This window comes from Paraburkholderia sediminicola, from assembly GCF_046026675.1.
GTDB lineage: Bacteria > Pseudomonadota > Gammaproteobacteria > Burkholderiales > Burkholderiaceae > Paraburkholderia > Paraburkholderia sediminicola_F.
This window is the reverse complement of record NZ_JAQQEY010000001.1, coordinates 4223417-4248020: the sequence shown is the minus strand read 5'-3', so window position 1 is coordinate 4248020 and position 24604 is coordinate 4223417. Positions and strand designations below refer to the sequence as shown.

General features: G+C 62.1%; 20 protein-coding genes and 1 riboswitch. Of the genes, 15 read left to right on the top strand and 5 right to left on the bottom strand.

The annotated features are described in order from the left end of the window. Window positions 1-53 precede the first annotated feature (53 nt). Entirely contained in the window at window positions 54-1739 is a 1686-nt protein-coding gene (locus PQQ86_RS18715) for an isovaleryl-CoA dehydrogenase (protein ID WP_408269531.1), read from the bottom strand. Window positions 1740-2101: 362 nt separating this feature from the next. On the opposite strand from PQQ86_RS18715, the gene PQQ86_RS18710 reads away from it, so the two are divergent. Together PQQ86_RS18710 and PQQ86_RS18705 are read left to right on the top strand one after the other, a co-directional pair. After that, a complete protein-coding gene (locus PQQ86_RS18710) occupies window positions 2102-3751 on the top strand; it encodes a GMC family oxidoreductase (RefSeq protein WP_408269528.1) in 1650 nt (549 codons plus the stop codon). Window positions 3752-3923: 172 nt separating this feature from the next. Continuing rightward, window positions 3924-5642, top strand: a complete 1719-nt coding sequence (locus PQQ86_RS18705) for an OmpA family protein (RefSeq protein WP_408269525.1) — start codon at window positions 3924-3926, stop codon at window positions 5640-5642. Window positions 5643-5781: 139 nt separating this feature from the next. On the opposite strand, the gene PQQ86_RS18700 is transcribed toward PQQ86_RS18705, so the two are convergent. Continuing rightward, window positions 5782-6759: a LysR family transcriptional regulator gene (locus tag PQQ86_RS18700; RefSeq protein WP_408269522.1), complete on the bottom strand. Its 978-nt coding sequence runs from the start codon at window positions 6757-6759 to the stop codon at window positions 5782-5784. Between the two features lie 222 nt (window positions 6760-6981). On the opposite strand from PQQ86_RS18700, the gene PQQ86_RS18695 reads away from it, so the two are divergent. The 13 genes from PQQ86_RS18695 (at window position 6982) to PQQ86_RS18635 (ending at window position 20578) form a co-directional block, all read left to right on the top strand. Further along, on the top strand, window positions 6982-7779 hold the full coding sequence (locus PQQ86_RS18695) for a glycosyltransferase family 2 protein (protein WP_408270354.1): 798 nt from the start codon (window positions 6982-6984) through the stop codon (window positions 7777-7779). Window positions 7780-7832: 53 nt separating this feature from the next. Next, window positions 7833-7967: riboswitch (S-adenosyl-L-homocysteine riboswitch) on the top strand. 33 nt (window positions 7968-8000) lie between these two features. Next, a complete protein-coding gene (gene ahcY, locus PQQ86_RS18690) occupies window positions 8001-9416 on the top strand; it encodes an adenosylhomocysteinase (RefSeq protein WP_093640940.1) in 1416 nt (471 codons plus the stop codon). Window positions 9417-9567: 151 nt separating this feature from the next. Further along, window positions 9568-9921, top strand: coding sequence for a phage holin family protein (locus PQQ86_RS18685; protein ID WP_408269518.1), 354 nt, complete (start codon window positions 9568-9570; stop codon window positions 9919-9921). An 11-nt stretch (window positions 9922-9932) separates the two neighbouring features. Next, the gene (metF, locus tag PQQ86_RS18680) at window positions 9933-10763 is read left to right on the top strand and encodes a methylenetetrahydrofolate reductase [NAD(P)H] (protein ID WP_408269515.1); all 831 of its coding nucleotides are present in this window, start codon (window positions 9933-9935) and stop codon (window positions 10761-10763) included. A 316-nt stretch (window positions 10764-11079) separates the two neighbouring features. Continuing rightward, window positions 11080-12723 carry an ABC transporter substrate-binding protein gene (locus PQQ86_RS18675; RefSeq protein ID WP_200653124.1) on the top strand — a complete coding sequence of 548 codons (1644 nt, stop codon included), beginning with the start codon at window positions 11080-11082 and terminating at the stop codon, window positions 12721-12723. 204 nt (window positions 12724-12927) lie between these two features. Further along, window positions 12928-14556, top strand: coding sequence for an ABC transporter substrate-binding protein (locus PQQ86_RS18670; RefSeq protein WP_408269511.1), 1629 nt, complete (start codon window positions 12928-12930; stop codon window positions 14554-14556). Window positions 14557-14688: 132 nt separating this feature from the next. After that, on the top strand, window positions 14689-15699 hold the full coding sequence (locus PQQ86_RS18665) for an ABC transporter permease subunit (protein WP_408269508.1): 1011 nt from the start codon (window positions 14689-14691) through the stop codon (window positions 15697-15699). Between the two features lie 8 nt (window positions 15700-15707). Next, window positions 15708-16625 carry an ABC transporter permease subunit gene (locus PQQ86_RS18660; RefSeq protein ID WP_408269505.1) on the top strand — a complete coding sequence of 306 codons (918 nt, stop codon included), beginning with the start codon at window positions 15708-15710 and terminating at the stop codon, window positions 16623-16625. A gap of 1 nt (window position 16626) precedes the next feature. Next, complete coding sequence (locus PQQ86_RS18655; protein WP_408269502.1) at window positions 16627-17631, top strand: ABC transporter ATP-binding protein; 1005 nt, start codon at window positions 16627-16629, stop codon at window positions 17629-17631. Next, window positions 17628-18647 (top strand): peptide ABC transporter ATP-binding protein, encoded by a 1020-nt coding sequence (locus tag PQQ86_RS18650; protein WP_154559817.1) that lies wholly within the window; start codon window positions 17628-17630, stop codon window positions 18645-18647. The genes PQQ86_RS18655 and PQQ86_RS18650 overlap by 4 nt, the downstream gene beginning before the upstream one ends. Next, window positions 18640-19791, top strand: a complete 1152-nt coding sequence (locus PQQ86_RS18645; protein ID WP_408269498.1) for a TraB/GumN family protein — start codon at window positions 18640-18642, stop codon at window positions 19789-19791. Before PQQ86_RS18650 ends, PQQ86_RS18645 begins: the two co-directional genes overlap by 8 nt. Window positions 19792-19990: 199 nt before the next feature. After that, window positions 19991-20269: a BrnT family toxin gene (locus PQQ86_RS18640; protein WP_408269495.1), complete on the top strand. Its 279-nt coding sequence runs from the start codon at window positions 19991-19993 to the stop codon at window positions 20267-20269. Between the two features lie 51 nt (window positions 20270-20320). Then, the gene (locus PQQ86_RS18635) at window positions 20321-20578 is read left to right on the top strand and encodes a BrnA antitoxin family protein (RefSeq protein ID WP_408269492.1); all 258 of its coding nucleotides are present in this window, start codon (window positions 20321-20323) and stop codon (window positions 20576-20578) included. Between the two features lie 98 nt (window positions 20579-20676). On the opposite strand, the gene PQQ86_RS18630 is transcribed toward PQQ86_RS18635, so the two are convergent. The 3 genes from PQQ86_RS18630 to PQQ86_RS18620 form a co-directional block, all read right to left on the bottom strand. Beyond that, on the bottom strand, window positions 20677-22482 hold the full coding sequence (locus tag PQQ86_RS18630) for a tetratricopeptide repeat protein (RefSeq protein ID WP_408269489.1): 1806 nt from the start codon (window positions 22480-22482) through the stop codon (window positions 20677-20679). A gap of 218 nt (window positions 22483-22700) precedes the next feature. Continuing rightward, entirely contained in the window at window positions 22701-23657 is a 957-nt protein-coding gene (locus PQQ86_RS18625) for a DUF979 domain-containing protein (RefSeq protein ID WP_408269486.1), read from the bottom strand. Continuing rightward, window positions 23654-24403: a DUF969 domain-containing protein gene (locus PQQ86_RS18620; RefSeq protein ID WP_408269483.1), complete on the bottom strand. Its 750-nt coding sequence runs from the start codon at window positions 24401-24403 to the stop codon at window positions 23654-23656. Before PQQ86_RS18620 ends, PQQ86_RS18625 begins: the two co-directional genes overlap by 4 nt. Between the last annotated feature and the right edge of the window lie 201 nt (window positions 24404-24604).

The following is a 24604-nucleotide window of genomic DNA, read 5'->3' as shown; positions in this document are numbered from 1 at the left end:
TCGTCCGCTTCGAGCGGAAAACGCTGAATCCTCGTCGGTCCGTTCACTTCGCATCAAGCGGGAAATGCCCGCTCGATGATCGCGGCGTGGTCGAATGTCGCCGGTAACGTGCCGTACACGCGGCCACTCTCGCCGCAGCCGTCGGCGAGACGCGTCGCGATGAAGGCATCGGCGACTTCCGGCGGCGCGTGCTTCGCCAGCAAGGTGGCTTGCGCGATCAGCACGATCTGCTGCGCGATCCGTCGCGCAGAGGCTTCGCGATGTTCGGCGGGTCCGTTGAGCGTGGCGGCGAGCTTGCCGAGCGCGGCGCTCAACGCCGGGTGCCCTTGTGCATCCGCTTGCCAGGCGGCGAACAAGGCCTGCGCCGCTTCGGGCTCGCGCTCCATGGCGCGCAGCACGTCGAGGCACATCACGTTGCCCGAGCCTTCCCAGATCGAATTCACGGGCGCTTCACGATAGAAACGCGCCATCGGACCGGTTTCGACATAACCATTGCCGCCCCACACTTCCATCGCCTCGCCGGTGAATTCCAGCGCGCGCTTGCAGACCCAGTACTTCGCCGCCGGCGTGACGATCCGGCGCCACGCGCGCTCGGCGGGCGCGGCCGACGACGCATCCGCTGACGCTTCGAACGCGCGCGCGAGTCGCATGAAGAGCACCGTTGCGGCTTCCGATTCCAGCGCCAGGTCGGCGAGCACGTTGCGCATCAGCGGCTGATCAGCCAGTTGCCGACCGAAGGCGCTGCGGTGCCGTGCATGGTGGATCGCCTGCACCAGCGCCGCACGCATCAAGGCCGCGCTGCCGATCACGCAATCGAGCCGCGTGTAGTTCGCCATTTCGATGATGGTCGGCACGCCGCGGCCTTCGTCGCCGATCATGATGCCGAACGCGTCGAAGAATTCGACTTCACTGCTGGCGTTCGAACGGTTGCCGAGCTTGTCTTTCAGACGCTGGATTTGCACGGCGTTTTTACTGCCGTCCGGCGTGAAACGCGGCACGTAGAAGCACGACAGGCCTTCGTGATCGTCAGTTCGGCCGAGTACCAGATGCGCATCACATTGCGGCGCGGAGAAAAACCACTTGTGGCCGACAAGGCGGTATTCGGCACCACGGCCGCTGCCACGCGTGGCATAGGCTCGGGTCTGGTTGCTGCGCACGTCCGAGCCGCCTTGCTTCTCGGTCATGCCCATGCCGATCATCGCTGAGGTTTTCTGCGTGAGCGGCACGTCGCGTGGATCGTGTTCGCGGGCGTAGAGTTTGTCGCGCAGCGTCTCGAACAACGCCGGTTCGCGTTGCAATACCGGGATGCTCGCGAAGGTCATCGTCAGCGGGCAGAGGGAGCCGGATTCGAGTTGCGCGTGCAGAAAGTAGCCGGCGCAACGTGCGACCATCGCGCCGCGCTGCGGGTCCGAAAACGGCAACGCGTGCAGGCCTTCGCGGCGCAACAGTCCTAGCAGCGTATGCCATGAGGGATGAAACTCCAGCGCATCGATGCGTTCGCCGCGCGGGCTGTGCGTAACAAGTTCGGGGGTGTGGCGGTTTGCCAGTTCGGCAAGCGCGAGTGTCTCCGGCGTGGTGAGCGCCGCACCGTGCCGCAGCAGCGCCTCGCGATGCCACGCGGCCCCGTCGCGTTCGAGGGCGGCGGACAACGCCACGTCGCTCGCAAACAGGTTGTAGTCCGCAAGCGGCGGCGCCTGATTTGTCACGTCGTGAGTGTGGCCGAGGCTGTGCCGTTCCATCTGCTGTCTCCGTTCGCCGGCTGTACGCCGTCGCTGATCGACGGTGTGCTGTTTTATCGTGGCATGTCGTACCGCACGCCTTGAGGACGGCGCACCGGGCGCCGTGTTTGAATGCCGTGCGCGGCGGCCTGACGGGCGCACGCGCGTCTTTCATCATAGGGTCGCGGGAAGGCTTTCGTTTAGAGGGATCGCTCTGACACGAACCCGCCATCGCAACCGAACGCTCCCTACAATGCCGATAAAACACACGTAGACAAGTGTGTACCCATCGCTTGCATGGGGGTCGGAGTTACTGTCAAAGCGCTGACTCCGACCGACAGAGACAGGGTCCGCGAGCAACGCGGCCCCAATTGGAGGAGCGGATGCAATACGACTACATCATCGTCGGTGCGGGCTCGGGCGGCTGCTCGCTCGCGAGCCGTCTGGCGGATAGCTGCCCGGACGCAACGATTGCCCTGATCGAAGCCGGTCCGCATACGGACCGCAATCTGTTCGTGAACATGCCGGTGGGCGTGGCGGCCGTCGTGCCGCACAAACTCAAAACCAACTACGGCTATCTGACGACGCCGCAGCCAGGGCTCGCTGGACGCCAGGGCTATCAGCCGCGCGGGCGTGGCTTCGGCGGATCGAGCGCGATCAACGCGATGATCTACACGCGCGGCCATCCGCTCGATTATGACGAATGGGCGCAGCTTGGCTGCGAAGGCTGGTCGTGGGCCGACGTGCTGCCGTATTTCCGCCGCGCCGAAGGCAATGAGCGCGGCGCCGACGCATGGCATGGCGCGAACGGCCCGCTGACAGTGTCCGATCTGCGCTATCGCAATCCGTTCTCGAAGCGTTTCGTGCAGGCCGCGATCGAAGCCGGTTACAAATCGAACAGCGACTTCAACGGCGCGGACCAGGAAGGCATCGGCTTCTATCAGGTGACGCAGCGCGACGGACGGCGCTGCAGTGTCGCGCGCGCCTATATCTACGATCGCGAGCGCCCCAATCTCCATACGATCGCCGATGCGACGGTGCTGCGTGTGACCTTCGACGGCAAGCGCGCGAGCGGCGTCGAAATCGTGCGCGGCGGCCGTACTGAAACGCTGGAAGCGCGTGCCGAAGTGGTGCTGGCAGCAGGCGCGTTCAATTCACCGCAACTGCTGATGTGCTCGGGCATCGGGCCGGCGGCGCATCTGCAGTCGCTTGGCATTGCCGTGCTGCACGATGCGCCCGAGGTCGGCCAGAACCTGATCGACCACGTCGACTTCACGATCAATAAACGGGTGTCGTCGATCGAGCCGACCGGCTTTTCGATTCGCGGCATTGCGCGGATGCTGCCGCAGTTCGTGACCTTCATGCGGCATGGGAAGGGCATGCTGTCGAGCAACGTTGCCGAAGCGGGCGGCTTTCTGAAGAGCCGGCCGACACTCGAGCGTCCGGACCTGCAACTGCATTTCTGCGCGGCGATTGTCGACGACCACAACCGTCATATGCACTGGGGCCATGGTTATTCGCTGCACGTGTGCGTGCTGCGGCCGCATAGCCGCGGCACGGTGACGCTGGCGAGCGCCGACGCGCGCACCGCGCCGGTGATCGATCCGCGTTTTTTCAGCGACTCGCGCGATCTCGACCTGCTGGTGGAAGGCGCGCAGATGGCGCGGCGCATTCTCGGCGCGCCGTCGCTGGCGCTGCATGGCGGCAAGGAGCTGTACACGCATGTTGGCCAGACCGAGGAGGAATTGCGCCGGACCATCGCCGAGCATGCCGACACGATCTACCACCCGGTGGCAACGTGCCGGATGGGCGGTGATGCGCAATCGGTGGTCGATCCGCAATTGCGGGTGCGCGGTGTAACGGGGCTGCGGATCGTCGATGCCTCCGTGATGCCGACGCTGATCGGCGGCAACACGAATTCGCCGACGGTGATGATCGGCGAGCGCGCGGCCGAACTGATCGCGGCGAGCCGGCGTGAAGGGCAAACGGTGCCGGCGATGAAGTCGACTGGCGTCACTGGCGTGGCGGCTTGATCGGACATCAATCTTCTTAATTCAGGTCGCAAATGTAAGAACATTTAGGCGAACGTCGGTTAATTCGTCATAAATTGTGCCGTTCCGTTTATGAGATTTCCCCAAACCTATAATCGCGCCGCGAAAAAGAGCGCGTCAGGTGACGCGTTCGGGAAATCAAGGAAGCGAAGCGATGAGTATCAATGTGATTCAGCTGATTCAGTCCGCGTTGACGGACGGTGTCGTGCGACAGATGGCGGCCCGCTTCGGGCTGCCGCCGGATGCGACCCAGAAGGTGCTTGCAACAACCGGCCCGGCGCTGGTCGCCGGTCTGATGCAAAAGGGCGCGACACTCGACGGCGCGCGTTCGCTGTTCGCAACGATCCTCTCGCCTGAGGTGAACGGCCACATCGCCGAGCAGTTGCCGCAACTGCTCGGCAGCACCACCGGCGTGAGCCAGTTGGAAGGTGCGGGGCGCCAGTTGCTCGAGCGTGCATTCGATCGCCGAGTCGACACGCTCAGCGACGAGGTCGCCACTCAAACCGGCGTTCCGGCGCATGCGACGCACGCCATGACGGGCATCGTCGGCGCCACGCTGCTGGGCCTGCTGAAGCGGCATTTTCTCGAAGGTCAGGGCAACGTCGGCCAGTTGCCGACGCTGCTGGGCCATCAACTGCCGGCCATTGCGCCGTACCTGAACGACCGTCTGATGGCCGGCCTTGGCCTGAGCGGACTCGGTGCGTTCACCGGTAATATTCTGTCGCAACTGAAAGCGGTCTCGGCGCACATCGACCATCCGACGCCTGCCGCCAAGCCGGTGGCCGAGGCCACGTCGAGCATCCGCGTGCCGGCCGACGCGGTGGTGCGCGAAGAGCGCCGTTCGCATAAGTGGCTATGGTGGCTCCTCGCGGTGATTGCTGCGGTGCTGGCTTTCCTGTTCCTGCGCGGTTGCCATAGCGAGCAACGAGGGGAGCAAAGCAGCGGGCGCAGTAGCGCGGAAGCTGCGGCAACGGTGCAGCCCGCGTCCGGCTCGGCTGATGTCGCGGCTTCGACGCCCACCGCTGTAGCAGCAAGCGCCGCTAGCGAAGCGCAGCAACCCGCCGCCGCGCCCGCGCCGACCAAAGACAGTCAGCTCAGCTTCACAGTCGACTCCGCCGGCAAGCCGACCCTCACCGCTATGGTTGGCAGCGAAGCCGAAAAGACCCAGCTGATCGACGCGCTGACGAAGCGCTTCGGTGCTGACCATTTCGTCGCGAACGTCACCGTCGACCAGGACATCAAGCCGGCCGATTGGCTCGCTCGTCTGGATGGCCTACTGCCGCTGATGGCATTGCCGGGCGCCGAGGTGAAAGTGGACGGCGCGCACGTCGAACTGAGCGGCAGCGCGGCAAACGCGAAATTCGGCTGGCTCGATAAGCTTAAATCGCTGTTCGGCACCTCGTATCAGATCGGATCGTTCAACGTCGAACAGGCGGTCGCCAACGCAACTGAAAACTTCCGCGGCGCAATCAAGGGCCTCCTCACGCCAGACAGCTCGTGCGCGACAGCAGATGTAGTCAAGGTGCTGAACCTGCAGGTGATCAACTTCGCAAGCGCCGGTGCTCGCGTGCCGGCCTCGGCGCTGGAAGATCTTAACCAGTCGGCGCAAGTGTTGAATGCCTGCGCGCGTAACGGCAAGACGGCCAAGCTCGAAGTGGCCGGCTATTCGGACAACGTCGGCGGTGCGCAAGCCAATCTGCAACTGTCGAAGAAGCGCGCCGAAGCGGTTCGCGCGTATCTCGTGAAGGCGGGTGTGCCGGCGGATTCGCTCGTCGCGCAAGGGTATGGTGACGCGGATCCGGTTGCGAGCAACGACACGGCGAGCGGTCGCTTTGCCAATCGCCGCATCGAGTTTGTCGCGCAGCAGCAATGATGGCGCTTAGTGAGCCTTGAAGATAAGTCTCTGAGGTACGCCTTCGCGACAGGCTTCCGAGGTGGGCTTTTGAGCTAAACCGTCGAGGTCAGCTTAACCAGGAAGACATGCCGCCCGGTCTGCACCGGGCGGCATGTTGTCACTTGGCCGGCCGCGTTTGCGGCGGCGGTGTCTGAACGGGCGCTGTGATGCCGGTCATGCCGATGCCCGGCCACACCATGAACTCGTCGCCGGCCTGGCTCGGCAGCGTCTCGCGCGCCACTTCCAGCCACGCGCGCGCCGCGTGCGACAGATAGCCATTGCGGCGCCAGCCGATTGCCATTTCCCACGGAATCTCCGGTTCAACCACGGGGCGGCAGGTGAACTGCGCCGTGTCGAGGCGTCGGCAGTACGGTGCCGGCAGCAGCGCAATGCCGACGCCGGCCAGCACCAGCGCCGCCATGAAATCCCAGTGCCCGCTTCGCCCGACAATGGTCGGCGCAAAGCCGGCGGTGCGGCACGCGTTCAGCACGACGTCGTTGAGCGCGAGACTTTCGCCGTAGAACACGAATGGCTCGTTGGCGAGCTCGGCGAGCGGCACTTCGTGCAGGTCGTCCCAGCGCGAGCCGGTGCGCGCGACCAGCCATAGCAATTGCCGGGTCATCGGCAACACCTCGATGTTTTCCGGATCGACCGGTTGTAGCACGCCACCTAACTCCAGCTCGCCGTGGATCAGCGCGGTCTCGATCGCGCGCGAACCCTGCTCGAACAGCTTCAGTTCGATTTTTGGGTAGCGCTGGCGGAAGGCGGCGATGGCCGGCGTGAACAGCGAGCCGCCCATCGGCGGAATACCGATGGTCAGCTCGCCGCGGCCGAGCGTGTCGAGATCGTTCAGCTCGGCTTGCAACTGCGCGTGCGCGGCCAGCACGTCCTGACCACGCTGATAGACAATCCGGCCGGCATCGGTCAGCACCATCTGGCGCCCGTCGCGCAGCAGCAGCGGCGAGCCGATTTCGTCTTCCAGCGACTTGACCATCTTGCTGATGGTCGGCTGCGTGACGAACATCTGCTCGGCGGCGACGGTGAAGCTCTGTTGACGCACCACTTCGACGAAATACCGCAGCGCTCGTAGTTCCACGATCTCAGGCTCCAGAATTCCAATTTGGAATGACCCGAGCGATTGTAAGTCATCGTATTTATGTTGAGGGGCAAGCTAATGGCGCGCTTCGTGTCGGCGCCGTTTGCGCGCAGTGCGTTGGTCGGCGCTGTCGCGCGCGTCGCTTTCCAGGATGAAGCTGAAGGGAAGCGGGCTACCATCGACGGTTCTCTACCGTTTGGCCCGCAGCGCCTGTTTCAATCCATGACGCCCATTTCGATCATCATTCCCTGCTACAACGGCGCGGCGACGCTTGCCCGTGCGCTTCAGAGCTGTCTGATTCAACCCGAAGCCGCGCAGATCGTCGTGGTGGACGACGGCTCGGCAGATGCATCTGCCGACCTGGTCGCACACTACGGACGTCTCGACCCGCGCGTGTGCCTGCTGCAAATGCCGTACAACGGCGGCCCGGCTCGGGCGCGCAATTGGGGGGCGATGCATGCGGCTCACCCTTTGCTCGCTTTCCTCGATGCCGACGACGAATACCTGCCCGGCGCGCTGGCCGCCGCGAGCGTGTTTCTCACGCAGAATCCAAGGGAAGTGTCCGTGCGGCTCGACGTCGACTACGCGGACTTTCCGGCCGAGCTCACCCGTCATGGTGACTTCGCCCAGCACGCTGCAACGCTTAGCAATACGGTGCCGAGCAGTCTGATCATCCGCCGCGCGGTGTATGCAGCGCTCGGCGGTTTTCCGATGGACGATGCTTTCCGCCGCATCGGCGGCGAAGACGGGGCGTTTTCGTGGGCCCTGCGCGAGATTTTCGGCAACCGGCGTCTGGATGACGCGAAACGCGTGCGCATGCACTATCACGCGGGCATTCACGCCGAACGCTATTTCCGCATCGCGCTTGGCATGCAGACGCCGGATCCCGCCGATACGGCCGAAGCATTCCAGTTTTCGAGGCAGTTCCTCGAAACTGCACGCGCGGGTATCGAGCAATTGCGCACGGCAAGCGCCGCTGCCGTGCCAGCCGCCTCTGCCCTCCCGAATCGCGCCGCGTAATCACCAACCCGGCGCCACCCCGAAGCCATCTCGATTTGCTACAATCGCCGTTCGTCTTCGAGGAGCGTTGCGACGGGTACCGCGAATCAGCATATTCGCCGGCCGCCCGCCAGGCTCGGAGACTTCAATCGGAGGGCCAGGATGCGCATTGCGCTCCCATCCACCGCATCGAACCGCGCTCACGTCAAATTTCTAGTCAATTTTTTAGAAAGGAGGGCGTGATGAACGCCGCAGTTCTCGATTCAAAGCAAGATTTTCTCGTCGCCGATATGTCGCTTGCAGCCTGGGGCCGCAAGGAACTGAATATCGCTGAAACCGAAATGCCCGGCCTCATGCAGACGCGCGAGGAATACAAGAGCTCGCAGCCGCTGAAGGGCGCGCGTATCGCGGGTTCGCTGCACATGACGATTCAAACCGGCGTGCTGATCGAAACCTTGACGGCACTCGGCGCGGACGTTCGCTGGGCATCGTGCAATATCTTCTCGACGCAGGATCATGCAGCCGCCGCGATCGCGCAAGGCGGCGTGCCGGTGTTCGCATTCAAGGGCGAATCGCTCGATGAATACTGGGAATTCTCGCACCGCATTTTCGAATGGCCGAATGGCGAATTCGCCAACATGATCCTCGACGACGGCGGCGACGCCACGTTGCTGCTGATCCTCGGCTCGAAGGCTGAGAAAGACCGTTCGGTGATCTCGAAGCCGGAAAACGAAGAAGAAGTCGCGCTGTACAAGTCGATCGCCAAGCATCTCGACGCCGATCCGGTGTGGTACTCCACGCGTCTCGCGCACATCAAGGGCGTGACCGAAGAAACCACGACCGGCGTGCACCGTCTGTACCAGATGGAAAAGGAAGGGCGCCTGCCGTTCCCGGCCATCAACGTGAACGATTCGGTCACGAAGTCGAAATTCGACAACCTGTATGGCTGCCGCGAATCGCTGGTCGACGGTATCAAGCGCGCCACCGATGTGATGATCGCGGGCAAGATCGCGGTCGTGGCCGGCTACGGCGACGTGGGCAAGGGCTGCGCGCAATCGCTGCGCGGTCTGGGCGCGACGGTGTGGGTCACGGAAATCGATCCGATCTGTGCGTTGCAGGCAGCGATGGAAGGTTATCGCGTGGTGACGATGGAATATGCGGCAGACAAGGCCGACATCTTCGTGACGGCAACGGGCAACTTCCACGTGATCGGCCACGATCATATGGCTGCCATGCGCAACAACGCGATTGTCTGCAACATCGGTCACTTCGATTCGGAAATCGACGTTGCATCGACGCGCAAGTACCAGTGGGAAAACATCAAGCCGCAAGTCGACCACATCATTTTCCCGGACGGCAAGCGCGTGATCCTGCTGGCTGAAGGGCGTCTGGTGAATCTGGGTTGCGCAACGGGCCATCCGTCGTTCGTGATGTCGGCATCGTTTACGAACCAGACGATTGCGCAGATCGAACTGTTCGTGCACGGCGACAAGTACGAAAACAAGGTCTACGTGTTGCCTAAGCACCTTGATGAAAAGGTGGCGCGTCTGCATCTGGGCCGTATCGGCGCGGAATTGACGGTGCTGTCGGACTATCAGGCGAGCTATATCAGCGTCGACAAGAACGGTCCGTTCAAACCGAACCACTACCGCTACTAAGCAACCGCTTCCAAGTAGCATTAAGCGCGCGGGCGGTTTAAAGCGTGACAGTTTGACGACAAGGCGGCGCGTAAAGCGCCGCTTTGTTCACCATGCCCCGCCTCGTCTCGCGCTTTCCCCGTTATCGGACACCCTGCCAAAGGAGCTCTACATGACCGTGCTGCTGACCTGGCTGATCAATGCGCTTGCTCTCCTGATCATCACCTACCTCGTCCCGTCGATTCATATCCGCAGTTTCGGCACCGCCTTGATCGTCGCGGTGGTGCTCGGATTGATCAATACGATCCTGCGTCCGGTGCTGATCCTGTTGACGCTGCCCGTCACGATCGTCACGCTCGGACTCTTCATTCTGGTGGTCAATGCGCTGTGCTTCTGGCTGTGTGCGTCGCTGCTGAAGGGATTTGAGGTGTCGGGTTTCTGGTCGGCATTCTTCGGCTCGATTCTGTACAGCATCGTTTCGTGGCTGCTGTCCGCGCTTATTTTCGGCAACCGCAGTTTCGGTTGATCTACTGAATCATGAACCCGATCGAACTTTCATTCGAATTCTTCCCGCCGAAGACGCAGGAAGGCGTCGACAAGCTGCGCGCCACTCGCGGGCAGCTTGCGTCGCTCAAGCCCAAGTTCGTGTCCGTCACGTTCGGCGCCGGCGGCTCGACGCAACAGGGCACGCTCGACACCGTCGTCGATATGGCGAAGGAAGGGCTCGAAGCGGCGCCCCACGTCTCGTGCATCGGCTCCTCGAAAGAGAGCCTGCGCGCGATCCTCAACGAGTACCGCGCGCATGGCATCCGCCATATCGTCGCGCTGCGCGGCGATCTGCCGTCCGGCATGGGCGAAGTTGGCGAACTGCGTTACGCGTCGGAACTGGTGAGCTTTATCCGCGCCGAATTCGGCGACTGGTTCTGGATCGAGGTGGCCGGCTATCCGGAGTACCACCCGCAGTCGCGCTCGCCGCGTCACGATCTGGAAAACTTCGCCCACAAGGTGAAAGCCGGCGCCAATTCGGCGATCACGCAGTATTTCTTCAACGCGGACGCGTACTTCCGTTTTGTCGACGACGCGCGGAAGCTCGGCGTCGACGTGCCGATCGTGCCGGGCATCATGCCGATCACGAACTTCTCGCAGCTGATGCGTTTCTCGGAGATGTGCGGCGCGGAAGTGCCGCGTTGGGTCGCGCGCCGTCTGGAAAGCTTCGGCGATGACCGCGAGTCGATTCGCGCCTTTGGGCTGGACGTGGTGACGGACCTGTGCGGGCGTCTCATCGAGGCGAAGGTGCCGGGCCTGCACTTCTACACGCTCAATGGCGCCGCGGCGACCAAGGCGATCTGCGAACGGCTGGGCGCTTAAACTTTAGGCACCGTTGTCCAGAAACCGCGCGGCTTACCTGCCGCGCGGTTTTTTTATGGGTAAAATCCGACGCTGCCGCGCCTCGCGCCTGAAATGTGCCCGCGCATTCTGTGCCTTACGTTGCACCGGCGTGCAGTGCAGTGCAGCGCCAGCGGCGCGGGCAATCCAAGCTCCGCGTCAGGCATCACGTACTGCTGCGACGCAACAAACATGCCCATTTGGGCATTTCTTGCGAAGCGTAAGCCCGCATTGAACCCGATTTTTGCACTGTCTATGATCGAAGCGCAGCTGACTTGGCTGCTGTGCGGAGAACGTGATGACAGTATCCCGATTGCTGTTTGCAGTTCGCCATACCTGCTTGCCAGTCTTGAGCGCCTGTGCGGTGCTGGCTGCCGGCCTCGCGCCCGCCGTAGCCGACGCGGCGACGCTGCCCGACAAAACCCTCGTGTTTTGCTCCGAAGGCAGTCCGGCGGGTTTCGACACCGCCCAGTTCACCACCAGCGTGGAATTCACCGCCGGCTCGTACACGGTCTATAACCGGCTGATCGAGTTCGCGCACGGCAGTACCGATATCGAGCCTGGCCTTGCCGAGAAATGGGACGTGTCGCAGGACGGCCTGACCTACACTTTCCATCTGCGGCACGGCGTGAAGTTCCAGACCACCTCGTTCTTCAAACCCACTCGCGAATTCAACGCTGACGACGTCGTCTTTACTTATCAGCGGATGCTCGATCCGGAACAGCCGTTCCGCAAAGCCTACGCGGTGCCGTTTCCGTATTTCACCGACCTTGGCCTCGCGAAGAACATCACCAAGGTTGAGAAGCTCGATCCGTATACGGTGCGTTTCACGCTGAAGGAAGTCGATGCGCCGTTTTTGCAGCAGATCGCAATGCCGTTTGCGTCGATTTTGTCGGCTGAATACGCCGATCAGTTACTGAAAGCAGGTAAAGCGTCCGATATGAATCTATATCCGGTCGGTACCGGTCCATTCATTTTCCGCAGCTATACGAAGGACGATTCAATTCGGTTTGACGGCAATCCCGATTACTGGAAACCGGGCGTCGTCAGAATCAGCAAGCTGATATTCGCGATTACCGTCGACCCGGCCGTGCGGTTGCAAAAATTGAAGCGCGGCGAGTGCCAGGTGATGTCGTATCCGCGTCCCGGCGATATTCCAGCGGTTAAAGCCGATGCATCGCTCGCCATTCCGAGTCAGGTCGGTTTCAATCTCGGCTATATCGCGTACAACAACACCAAGAAGCCGCTCGACAACCTGATGGTGCGCCGCGCGCTTGATATGTCGATCAACAAGAAAGCGATTATCGAATCGGTGTATCAGGGCGCCGGCCAGGCCGCGACCAATCCGATGCCGCCGACGCAATGGGGTTACGACAAGAATCTGAAGGACGCCCCGTACGACGTCGACAAAGCGAAAGCGCTTCTCAAGGAGGCGGGCTACCCCGACGGCTTCGATCTGACGCTGTGGGCCATGCCGGTTCAGCGGCCTTACAACCCGAACGCGCGTCTGATGGCGGAAATGCTGCAGGCGGATTGGGCGAAGATCGGCGTCAAGGTGAAAATCGCTACTTACGAATGGGGTGAATATATTCGCCGCGGTCATTCGGGCGAGCATGAGGCAATGCTGATCGGCTGGACCGGCGACTATGGCGACCCGGATAACTGGTTGGGCGTATTGCTCGGCTGCGACGCGGTGAACGGCAGTAATTTTTCCAAATGGTGCTACAAGCCTTACGACGATCTGATCCGGAAGGGTCGCGGCACGACCGATCTTGCTGAGCGCACCAAGGCTTATACGGAAGCCCAGGAAATCTTCAAGGACCAGGTGCCGTTCACGCCAATCGCCCATTCCACGGTGTATCAGCCCATCAGCAAGAACGTCACGGGCTTCAAGATCGACCCGTTCGGCCCGACGCAATTCATGAACGTCGGCCTGAAATAAGAATAAGAGCAAGCGGGGCGGTTTTCCGGCTGGGGCCGCCCCGCGACAGCCGTACGCGCCGGCCAGCGCCGACGTGCGGCCGTCCTTATGCCTGATTGGTTTCCGATCGTCAACAGGGGTATTTTCCTCCGCTTGTTCCTGTGAGCCAAGCTCAAGTAAGATCGCGCTACGCCGGCGGAAGCCGGCCCCGAACCTGGAGGAAACATGAAGCAAAACAACCTGTTGCGCGCCGCGCGTGTTACGACGCTCGTCGCTGCTGCAGCGGCATCGCTGGTGGGCGCGAACAGCGCGCGCGCCGAGATCCCGAACAAAACACTCGTCTACTGCTCAGAAGGCAGCCCTGCGGGTTTCGATCCGGCCCAGTACACCACTGGTGTCGACTTCACAGCCAACACGTTCACCGTTTATAACCGCCTCGTCGAGTTCGAACGCGGCGGCACCAAAGTCGAGCCGGGCCTGGCAGAAAAGTGGGATGTCTCGCCGGACGGCAAGACCTACACGTTCCATCTGCGCCACGGTGTGAAGTTCCAGACCACCTCGTTCTTCAAGCCGACGCGCGAATTCAATGCGGACGACGTCGTGTTCACGTTCCAGCGCATGCTGGACACGAACCAGCCGTTCCGTAAGGCGTACCCGGTCCAGTTCCCGTACTTCACGGACATGGGCCTCGACAAGCTGATCACCAGCGTCGAAAAGGTCGACCCGTACACGGTCAAGTTCACGCTGAAGGAAGTCAACGCGCCGTTCATCCAGAATCTGGCGATGGAATACGCGTCGATCCTCTCGGGTGAATACGCAGACCAGCTGCTGAAGGCCGGCAAGGCTGCTGACATCAACCAGTACCCGGTCGGCACGGGCCCGTTCATCTTCCGCAGCTATACGAAGGACGCGACGATCCGTTTCGACGGCAATCCGGATTACTGGAAGCCGAACGCGGTGAAGATCTCGAAGCTGATCTTCTCGATCACGCCGGACGCCGGCGTGCGCGTGCAGAAGATCAAGCGCGACGAATGCCAGGTGATGAGCTATCCGCGTCCGGCCGACATTGCGCCGCTGAAGGCTGAAGCGAACATCGCGATGCCGTCGCAACCGGGCTTCAACCTCGGCTATCTCGCGTACAACGTGACGCACAAGCCGGTCGACAAGCTCGAAGTGCGTCAAGCGCTCGACATGGCGATCAACAAGAAGGCGATCATCGAGTCGGTGTATCAAGGCGCAGGCCAGGCCGCGACGAACCCGATGCCGCCGACCCAATGGTCGTACGACAAGAACCTCAAGAGCGCCGCGTACGATACGGATAAGGCCAAGGCATTGTTGGCGAAGGCCGGTTTTCCGAACGGCTTCGACATCACGCTGTGGGCGATGCCGGTGCAACGCGCGTACAACCCGAACGCCCGCCTGATGGCGGAAATGATCCAGGCCGATTGGGCCAAGATCGGCGTGAAGGCGAAGATCGTCACGTATGAATGGGGCGAGTACATCAAGCGCGCTCACGCAGGTGAAGACGACACGATGCTGATCGGCTGGACCGGCGACAACGGCGATCCGGACAACTGGCTCGGCACACTGCTCGGCTGCGAAGCGGTGAATGGCAACAACTTCTCGAAGTGGTGCTACAAGCCCTTCGAGGATCTGATCCAGAAGGGCCGTGAGTCGACCGATCAGGGCGCGCGCACGACGGCATACACGCAGGCGCAGCAGATTTTCGCGCAGCAACTGCCGTTCTCGCCGATCGCTCACTCGACCGTGTACCAGCCTGTCAGCAAGAAGGTGGTCGACATGCGTATCGAGCCGCTCGGCTATGCGCGCTTCGACGGCGTCAGCGTCAAGTAATAGTCATACAGTCAAGCTTACGCAGTAGCTTTTCGCACGGTTAGAAAACTGGTCGAAATGGTCCGGCGACCGGGGTCACAAGCCCTCGTCGCCGGTTGCGTTTTTTCTTCATCAAGACCATAGGGACGAACCATGTTCCGCTTTGTTTCGCGCCGCATCGGCATGGTGATACCGACGTTCATCGGCATCACGATCCTCGCGTTTGCGCTGATTCACCTGATACCGGGCGACCCCATCGAAGTGATGATGGGCGAGCGCGGCGTCGATCCCGCCATGCATGCCGCCGCGATGCACCGGCTCGGGCTCGACGAGTCCTTGCCGATGCAATACGTTCACTACATCGGCCGCGCCGCGCACGGCGACCTCGGCACTTCAATCATCACCAATACCAGCGTGATGGGCGAATTTCTCGCACGTTTCCCCGCTACCGTTGAACTGTCGATCTGCGCGATGCTGTTCGCGTTGATCGTCGGCTTGCCCGCGGGCGTGTTCGCGGCGCTCAGGCGCGGCACGGTGGTGGATCACGGCGTGATGGGCACGGCGCTCACCGGCTACTCGATGCCGATCTTCTGGTGGGGTTTGATCCTCATCATGTTTTTTTCCGTCGACCTCGGCTGGACGCCGGTGTCGGGCCGCATCGCGGTCGAGTACGACATTCCGCACGTGACCGGCTTCATGCTGATCGACGCGTTGATGTCCACCGACCAAGGCGCGTTCAAATCCGCGGTCAGTCATCTGATTTTGCCGGCCATTGTGCTCGGCACGATTCCGCTGGCGGTCGTCGCGCGGATGACGCGTTCGTCGATGCTCGAAGTGCTGCGCGAAGACTACATTCGCACTGCGCGTGCGAAGGGTTTGTCGCCTGGCCGCGTGATCGTCGTGCATGCATTGCGTAATGCGCTGATTCCGGTCGTGACCGTGATCGGCTTGCAGGTCGGCACCTTGCTCGCAGGCGCCGTGCTGACGGAGACGCTGTTTTCGTGGCCGGGTATCGGCAAGTGGCTGATCGACGCGATCGGCCGGCGCGACTATCCGGTGGTGCAGGGCGGTATTCTGATGATCGCTACGCTGGTGATCGTCGTGAACCTCGTCGTCGATCTGTTGTACGGCGTGTTGAACCCGCGCATTCGCCATACGAGGTAACACAGATCATGGCAGACATACAAAATACAGTCCCCCAATCGGTGACGCCACCCAGTGGCCGCGCCATCGCCGCCCGCGAATTCTGGGCGAATTTCTCGCGTAACCGTGGTGCCGTCGCCGCCGGCATCATCGTGCTGGCGTTGATCTTCATCGCGATTTTCGCGCCCTTGATCGCGCCGCATAGCCCGATCGAACAGTATCGCGATTCCGTGAAGATCCCGCCCGCCTGGCTCGACGGCGGCAACTGGAAGTTCGTTCTCGGCACTGACGAAGCAGGCCGCGACATCCTCTCGCGTCTGATGTACGGCGCGCGGCTGTCGTTCTGGATCGGCTTCGTCTCGGTGGTCCTCGCGCTGATTCCGGGCATCGTGCTCGGCTTGATCGCCGCGTTCTTCGAGAAATGGGCCGATACGCCGATCATGCGCATCATGGACGTGCTGCTCGCGTTGCCCTCGCTGCTGCTGGCAGTCGCGGTGGTCGCGATCATCGGTCCGGGTCTCGTCAATACGATGCTGGCCATCGCGATCGTCGCGCTGCCGGGCTATGTGCGTCTGACGCGTGCGTCTGCCCAAGGCGAATTGCAGAAAGAGTATGTGACGGCTTCGCGCGTTGCCGGCGCCGGCACCTTGCGCCTGATGTTCTCGCAAGTGCTGCCGAACTGCACCGCACCGCTGATCGTGCAGGCTACGCTGGGCTTTTCGTCGGCGATTCTCGATGCCGCGGCGCTCGGTTTCCTCGGTCTCGGCGTGCAACCGCCTTCGGCGGAGTGGGGTGCGATGCTGGCCTCGGCGCGCGACTATATCGACAGCGCCTGGTGGATCGTCACGATGCCGGGTCTTTCCATCCTGATCTCGGTGCTCGCGATCAATCTGCTCGGCGACGGGCTGCGCGACGCACTCGATCCCAAACTGAAACGGATGGCCTGACATGGACAAACTATTGACCATCCGCAACCTCGCGGTGAATTTCAACGGACTGCCCGCAGTCGATCGGATCAATCTCGATGTCGCGCCGGGCGAGGTGGTCGGCGTAGTCGGCGAATCGGGCTCGGGCAAGAGCGTGACGATGATGGCATTGATGGGCCTGATCGACGCGCCTGGCAAAGTCACCGCCGACGAAATCACCTTCAACGGCAAGAATCTGCTGAAGGCGTCGGCGAAGGAACGCCGCAAGATCATCGGCAAAGACATCGCGATGGTGTTCCAGGACGCGCTCACCAGTCTGAATCCGAGCTACACGGTCGGCTATCAGATCAAGGAAGTGCTGAAGCTGCACGAAGGCTTGCGCGGTAGCGCGTTGGACAAACGCGCGCTTGAGTTGCTCGACCAGGTCGGTATCCCAGACCCGAAAGGCCGCATCGGTTCATTTCCGCATCAGATGTCCGGCGGCATGAACCAGCGCGTGATGATCGCGATGGCGATTGCCTGCAACCCGAAACTGCTGATCGCCGACGAACCGACCACCGCGCTCGACGTGACGATCCAGGCGCAGATCATGGAGTTGCTGATCAAGCTGCAGAAGGATCGCGGCATGGCGCTCGTGTTGATCTCGCACGATCTGGCGGTGGTGTCCGAGGTCGCGCAGCGAGTCGCGGTCATGTACGCTGGCGAAGTGATCGAAACGAACCGCGTGCCGGACATCTTCGCCGCGCCGCATCATCCGTACACGGAAGCGTTGCTGGCGGCGATTCCCGAGCACAATGTCGGCGCGGTGCGGCTCGCCGCACTGCCGGGCATGGTGCCCGGGCGAGATGATCGTCCGAAAGGGTGTCTGTTCGCACCGCGCTGCAAGTATGTGGTCGACGACTGCATGAAGGCGCGACCGGCATTGACACCGATGCAAGGTCACGCCGAAGTGGCGCGCGTGCGCTGCATCAAACCCCTGAACCTGAGCGGCGACGCCAACGTTCACACCCATGGAGGCGCACGATGAACGCAGTACTCGAACCGCGGCGCCAGTCGGACCATGCGGGCGATCACGTACTGGTTGCCGACAAGCTTGCGCGTTACTACACGGTGAAGCGCAGCATGTTCAGCCAGGGCACGGTCAAGGCTTTGAACGGCGTGTCGTTTGCGCTCGACCGTGGCAAGACCCTGGCAGTGGTGGGTGAATCCGGTTGCGGAAAATCCACCCTCGCACGTCAACTGACCATGATCGAAAAGCCCAGCGCGGGCCGCCTGTTGATCGACGGTGAAGACGTGGCGGGCGCCGATCACGCGAAGATCGCGGCGCTGCGGCGGCGCGTGCAGATGGTGTTTCAGAATCCGTTTGCCTCGCTGAATCCGCGCAAGACAGTCGAGCAGACGCTCAGCGAACCGCTCGCGATCAACACGCAACTGAGCACGACCGAACGCGCCGAACGGATCGCGCAGATGATGCGTACGGTCGGCCTGCGTCCGGAGCATGCCAAGCGCTATCCGCATATGTTCTCGGGCGGTCAGCGGCAGCGCGTGGCCATTGCGCGCGCGATGATCCTCGATCCGCAAATCGTGGTCGCCGATGAGCCGGTGTCCGCGCTCGACGTGTCGATCCAGGCGCAGATTCTCAATCTGTTCATGGATCTGCAGGAGCAGTTCAAGACCAGCTACGTGTTCATCTCGCACAACCTGTCGGTGGTGGAGCATATCGCCGACGATGTGATGGTGATGTACTTCGGCGGCGTGGCGGAGCTTGGCGACAAGAAGCGGATTTTCTCGAATCCGCGTCATCCGTACACGCGTGCGTTGATGTCGGCCACGCCTTCGATCTTCGAAGCGGATCGCACCATCAAGATCAAGCTGCAAGGTGAAATGCCGTCGCCGCTGAATCCGCCGTCGGGCTGCACGTTCCATCAGCGCTGCCCGTATGCGATCGACCGTTGCCGTAGTGAAGAACCGAAGTTGCGTGAAGTGGATGGCCGTCAGGTGTCGTGTCACCGCGCCGAGGAGGTGGGGGACATGGATGCCTGATGCAGTGGCGGCGCGTCGTCTTGCGCGCCGCTCGCGTGATGGTGGCCGCCACGCTGCTTTCGCGCGGCGCTGGGGAGCGTTTGCACTGACCGGTGCCGCGCTCCTTGGCGTATGTTCTGCTTTTCACCTGAGCGCAGGGCCGATCGGCCTCGCGCATGCCGCTGGGGCGGCCGCCAATACGCCCGCCCAGGCGGGGCGGCCAGCGATGCCGGTGCCGAGTCTGCCGGCGCCGCCACGCGCTGCCTTGCCAGGTTTCAATCCGCGGCCCGCTACGCCTGGCACCACGGCGAGCGGTCCGGTGCGCGCGCAGCCGGCGCGCATGCCGTTCTATGTCGCGACACGCGGCACCACGACCATTTACGTGCTCGGCACGTTGCATGTCGGCGACCCCGCCGACTACCCACCCGGGCAACCGTTTCGCGCGCCGATCCTCGGTGCGCTGGCGGCCTCGCCGACGCTGGCGCTCGAACTCTCCCCCGACGAACTGCTGGTCTCGCAAGACGATGTGTCGAAGTACGGCGTATGCCGCCGCGACTGTCTGCCGGGTCTGCTACCCGAGCCTTTGTGGCGCAAGCTCGCCTTGCGCCTGCGCGGCAATCCCGCGGCTCAGGATGAAATCAAGAAGATGCGGCCGTGGCTCGCGTCCCTGGTGGTCGAAACCTACGATTCCTTGAGTGCCGGCTTGCAGACCGAGTACGGCACGGAAGCGCAATTGCAGAACGTCTATATCAGGACGCGCGGCAAGATCGTCGGCCTCGAGACCTTGCCACAGCAAATGCGTGCGTTCACCGGACTGACGCTTGCGCAGCAACGCGAAATGCTCGCGCAGGACCTGGTGCAGACGCCCGCGGAAAACGTCGACGATGTGAAGACGTTGCATCGGCTGTGGCGAGTGGGCGATGCCGATGCGATTGCGGCGTGGCAGGCCGCGAAGTCCGAAAAGCTGGCGCGCGACAAGCGGATTTCGGATTCGATCGACAACCGGATCGTGTACGAGCGCAACCGGCGCTTCGTATCGCGGATGCTGCTGATCGCCGGGCCGAACAAGCCGGTATTCGTGGCGATCGGTGCGTTGCATCTGGGTGGCCGCAAGGGCGTGTTGCAGCTTTTGCGGCAGCACGGGTTCGTGGTGGATGCGGGGTAATAGTCGTCCCAGCCTTACGCGAAATCCGCGGCGTGGCTGATCACAGTCCTAACTGAGGTAGGCCGTTCGGCCAGACCAGGAACCGGTATTTCCACAGCCAGTCCGACGCTGACGTGTGTCGCAAACTGCTCGCGGCTCACGCGGACATAGCTACGCGTGCGTGCTATGATGTATGTACAGACGTCAATACAGATGCTGTGTGCAGTTTGAATGGGACGAAATCAAGAATCAAATCAACATTCGTAAGCATGGCATCGATTTCCGGGATGCTGTCGATGTGTTCGATCATCCCGTGCTGACGGCGATAGACGAGCGGGAAGACTACGGTGAGGATCGCTGGATCGCGCTAGGCTGGATGGCCGCCATCGTAGGCGTGGTGGTGTACGTCGAACGCAGTGTGGATGTGATCCGTATCATTTCGGCCCGCAAGGCGACGAAGCACGAGGTCAAACGCTACAAGTACAGTGTCTGGAATTGACTGGCACGGTGGGCAGCGTGGGAATGGCTGAAAACGAGCAGAGGCGAAATTATGGGTAAAACTTCAAGAACTGACTGGAAGCGACTTGCAAAAGCAGGCGACGCGCAAATCGATACGAGCGACGTGCCCGAATTGGGCGACGACTTTTTTAACCGTGCCGAGTTGCACGTTCCGCCGAAACAGGCTGTGACCATGCGCCTGGACGCGGATGTACTGAGTTGGTTCAAAGAACAGGGGGCGGGCTATCAAACGCGCATCAACAAGTTGTTGCGCGCTTACATGCTGGCGCAGCAGCGTCGCCGTTCTTAAGGTGCGGTGTCGTGGCAATTTGTCTGCGTACGAAGATGCGTACGAAGGGATTGAGAAGGCGCTGCGCAGAAACGCCTGAAATCTGTGCAGCGCAGGTTTTATAGACTACCGTCGCGTAGTTCTTCCGATACGCGTTCGACCACCGGCGCCCAATCGCCCAATCTGGTCTGCCGGAACAACTTCATCGCCGGATACCACGGCGAATCGCTGCGCTCCTCCAGCCAGCGCCAGTCCGAGTTGGCGGGCAGTAACACCCACACCGGCTTGCCGAGCGCGGCAGCCAGGTGCGCCACGCCGGTGTCCACGGCGATCACAAGATCGAGATTCATGATGAGTGCGGCGGTGTCGTCGAAGCTCTTCAGATCCGCGGTGAAATCGTAGGCCCGGAAAGCTTCAGGTGCATCAGCCAACTGATCGTATGCTGCGCCCTTTTGCAGCGCGTACCACGCGACGTCTTTAAGCTCACTTAGCGGGCTCAGGGCGGCCAATGCCATCGAGCGATAACGATCGTTGCCGAACGTCGGGCTGCCGGACCACACCAGGCCCACTTTGCGTTTTGCTTTGCCGGCTGCGTCCGCCCGTTTGCGCCATGTCTTGATCTTTGCCTTGTCGGCGAACATATACGGCACATCCACGGGAATGGTCGACAGGTCGGTGCCGACGCACGACGGCACGCTCATCATCGGCACCCAGAAATCGTACTGACCGTGAGGCGAGCCACTGAATGCGCGTTGCACGCCCGGGATGCGTTCGACCAGCGGTAGAAGCGGCTCGCGCACACAGAGATCCACCGTGGCACCGAGTTTCTCGAGTACGCGTGCGTAGCGCAGAAACTGGAAGTGGTCGCCGAAACCCTGTTCGCCGACCAGCAACAGACGGCGTCCGTCGAGCGGCTCGCCTTGCCACTCGGCAACGCCCGGCAGGGCGATTGCCTCGTAGTCGCTCTTGCGCCAGCGCTTCGCAAACTCCGCCCAACCCTGCTTGTAATCGCCGCGCTTGAGCAACAGCCACGCGAGGTTCTGATGCGCGTCCGCGTAGTTGGGATCGAGCGCCAGTGCATGGCGGTAGAAGCCTTCTTCTTCATCCAGGCGGCCCTGCGCGCCGAGCGATCCGCCGAGGCAAACCAGATTCGTCGGGTTCGGCTTGAGTGCGACCGCACGCCGATACTGCGATTCGGCGCCGGCGTAGTCACCGAGTTTGCCGATCAGGCTGCCCAGGTTGATGTGGGCCTCGGCATAATCGCCGCGCAGTGCCAGTGCTCGTTCGAAACTGGCGATGGCGGCGGCGTGATCGCCTTGCGCGTTGTACGCATTGCCAGCATTGAAGTGCGCTTCCGCCGAGTGCGGATCGAGCGCCACAGCGTTTTGATAACAGGCCAGCGCCTCGTCGTAGCGTCCGAGCTTGTTCAGCGCCGTACCGAGGTTCAGATGTGCATCGACCAGCGCGGGATTTATTGCCAACGCCAGCTGATACTGCTCGATCGCTATTTCGAACGAGCCTTGCGCTTGTAGCACGACACCAAAGTTGTTGCGCGCATCGGCGAAATCCGGCTGCAACTGCAGCGCCTGGTCATAGCAGATCATCGCTTCTTCGCGATGGCCGAGCGCAGCGGCGACGAGGCCACGATTGCTCCAGCAGGCAGCGTCAGTGCGATCGAGTTTGAGCGCTTCGCTCATCAACTCGGCGGCGAAACCATGGTCGCCGCGCTGATGTTGCAGCACGCCGAAGTAATGCAGCGTTTTGGCATGCGTTGGGGCGAGTGCGAGGGCTTCGCGGTAAAAAGGCTCGGCGGCATCGAGGCGGCCGGCCTGGTGTGCTTCGAGCGCGGCCTCAATCAGAGAGATGAGGTAAGCGGAGGGCGGCGCGTCGGTGGGCGCGGTGTCGGGGTGGGATTGATGTTCCATGACGGACCTGCTGGAAAGCGCTGACGGCGCGCGTTGCGCGCGTCGCCAGCGCATGTGGATGGAGGAGCATCCACCAGCTTATGTTCAGGCCCCTTCCCTGGCGATCGGACGCCTCCGAATTCGGCGGCGTCCATTTGCCGCGGACTCACGCGCATGCATCGGCCAGAGCGAAAGTCCTACGCGATATCGCAGGCTGCCACGCGGCTCGGCCAACGGTCCTACAGGAACATCAGGAAATTCAACAGGAAGATGTTCACAACCAGCAAGGTCAGTGCGGTGGGCACCTGCACCTTGATCACGGCATTCTTATCCGGCAGCTCCAGCAGCGCGGCCGGCACCATATTGAAGTTCGCGGCCATCGGCGTCATCAGCGTGCCGCAGTAGCCCGAGAACATGCCGATCGCGACCATCACCGCCGGGTTGCCGTGAAACACGCCGACGAGGATCGGCACACCGACGCCACCTGTCATCACCGGGAACGCGGCGAAGCCGTTACCCATCACCATCGTGAAGAGTGCCATGCCGATGCAGTACACGGCCACCGCGATAAAGCGGTAGTCGAGGCTGATGTAGGCCGTGGTCACGTGAGCGACCGCTTTGCCGACGCCGGCGTCCGAGAACACGAGGCCGAGCATGCCGAGCATCTGCGGCAGCACCGCGGCCCATGACAACGCATCGACCAGGCGGCGCGCCTCTTTCATCGACTGGCCGACGGTATCGCGCGTCAGCACGCAGGCAATCGCGAGTGCAATCACGCAGCCGATGCCGAAGCCGATCAGCGTGACGTTGGCCTTCTCGATCAGCGGCATGCCGCCGAAGATCAGATGGCTGGCCGACAGCGTAATGATCACGGTGACAACCGGAATCGTCAGTGCGGGCACGAACAGCTTGTTGCCCAGACGCGCGGCGCTAGCCTTGCGCGCTTCGAGCGACAGTAATTTCGGCTTGGCCGCGGTCACGCCGCCGAAGCCCGCGGCCAGCGCCATCACGATCACCAGCACGCCGACCACCGAGGGTGGCAGCTTGTCGCCGATCAGGAAGATCAGCGCGTAAAGGATCCAGAAACCGCCGGCGGTGAAACGACGCGGATGCTCCTTATCCGTGATGATCATGCCGCCAATGACGAGCAGCACTACGCCGAGCAGCCAGAACAGATAGGTAATCGTGAAGGTCATGCTTTGTCTCCAGCGGCGGGTTGCGTCGGCGCAACGGAGGCGGTGTTCGCTGCGGCATTGCCGCGCAGTTCGCGTTCGAGCCTGCGGTCGAGCAGATAGAGGCGGAAGCCGTGAACGATGAACGCACAGATCGCGGTCGGGATGCCCCAGACGGCCACGTGAATCGGCTCGACGATGATGCCGGCTTCTTTCAGGAAGGTTGTCATCAGCACGATTGCGCCGAACGCGACGAAGATGTCTTCACCGAAGAACAGGCCGACGTTGTCGGTCGCCGCGGAGTAGGCGCGCAATTTGAAACGCACTGCGTCGCTGATCTTGCCGAAGCGCGTTTCAGTCGCGCCCTCGGCCATCGGTGCGATCAGCGGACGCACCATCTGCGGATGGCCGCCGAGACCGGTCAGACCGACAGCGGCGGTCAGTTCGCGCACCAGCAGATAGACGATCAGCAAGCGCCCTGCGGTCGCGGCCTTGATGCCGCCGATCCACGCTTGCGCGCGCTCGCGCAGGCCATGCCGTTCCAGCAGGCCGATCACGGCCAGCGGCAGCAGGATGATCAACGGGATATTGCGGGTCTTGATGAAGCCGGTGCCGATTTCAGCGAGGATCTTTTCAGGCGGGAAGTGCGCGGCCAGACCGGTGATGATCGCGGCCACCGCCACGATCAGCATCGGATTGAACCGTAGTAAAAAGCCGACGATGATGACGGCCACGCCAATGAGCGGCCATAGACTGACTGTTGTCTGCATCTGGATCTCCAAACAGGGATTCAACCTCGCCGCTTGTGGCGGCTAACGTGGGCCGGCGCCTGATGATCCACGCGCCGTCTTGCTGCCACGGCTCTTGATGGCCGCGTTGCTTCGACTACACCTGCATCTGCTGCTTGTTTGCCGCTTCGCTGTTGCTCATTTGCTGTTCCACGGTGGGTACTGCAAAGTGTCATACACCTG

Coding starts and splice junctions, on each gene's coding strand:
- PQQ86_RS18670 (WP_408269511.1), top strand. CDS start 12,928: ATGAAGCAAAACAACCTGTTGCGCGCCGCGCGTGTTACGACGCTCGTC.
- ahcY (WP_093640940.1), top strand. CDS start 8,001: ATGAACGCCGCAGTTCTCGATTCAAAGCAAGATTTTCTCGTCGCCGAT.
- PQQ86_RS18650 (WP_154559817.1), top strand. CDS start 17,628: ATGAACGCAGTACTCGAACCGCGGCGCCAGTCGGACCATGCGGGCGAT.
- PQQ86_RS18655 (WP_408269502.1), top strand. CDS start 16,627: ATGGACAAACTATTGACCATCCGCAACCTCGCGGTGAATTTCAACGGA.
- PQQ86_RS18705 (WP_408269525.1), top strand. CDS start 3,924: ATGAGTATCAATGTGATTCAGCTGATTCAGTCCGCGTTGACGGACGGT.
- PQQ86_RS18620 (WP_408269483.1), bottom strand. CDS start 24,403: ATGCAGACAACAGTCAGTCTATGGCCGCTCATTGGCGTGGCCGTCATC.
- PQQ86_RS18645 (WP_408269498.1), top strand. CDS start 18,640: ATGCCTGATGCAGTGGCGGCGCGTCGTCTTGCGCGCCGCTCGCGTGAT.
- PQQ86_RS18660 (WP_408269505.1), top strand. CDS start 15,708: ATGGCAGACATACAAAATACAGTCCCCCAATCGGTGACGCCACCCAGT.
- PQQ86_RS18710 (WP_408269528.1), top strand. CDS start 2,102: ATGCAATACGACTACATCATCGTCGGTGCGGGCTCGGGCGGCTGCTCG.
- PQQ86_RS18715 (WP_408269531.1), bottom strand. CDS start 1,739: ATGGAACGGCACAGCCTCGGCCACACTCACGACGTGACAAATCAGGCG.
- PQQ86_RS18675 (WP_200653124.1), top strand. CDS start 11,080: ATGACAGTATCCCGATTGCTGTTTGCAGTTCGCCATACCTGCTTGCCA.
- PQQ86_RS18695 (WP_408270354.1), top strand. CDS start 6,982: ATGACGCCCATTTCGATCATCATTCCCTGCTACAACGGCGCGGCGACG.
- PQQ86_RS18625 (WP_408269486.1), bottom strand. CDS start 23,657: ATGACCTTCACGATTACCTATCTGTTCTGGCTGCTCGGCGTAGTGCTG.
- PQQ86_RS18630 (WP_408269489.1), bottom strand. CDS start 22,482: ATGGAACATCAATCCCACCCCGACACCGCGCCCACCGACGCGCCGCCC.
- PQQ86_RS18685 (WP_408269518.1), top strand. CDS start 9,568: ATGACCGTGCTGCTGACCTGGCTGATCAATGCGCTTGCTCTCCTGATC.
- PQQ86_RS18635 (WP_408269492.1), top strand. CDS start 20,321: ATGGGTAAAACTTCAAGAACTGACTGGAAGCGACTTGCAAAAGCAGGC.
- metF (WP_408269515.1), top strand. CDS start 9,933: ATGAACCCGATCGAACTTTCATTCGAATTCTTCCCGCCGAAGACGCAG.
- PQQ86_RS18665 (WP_408269508.1), top strand. CDS start 14,689: ATGTTCCGCTTTGTTTCGCGCCGCATCGGCATGGTGATACCGACGTTC.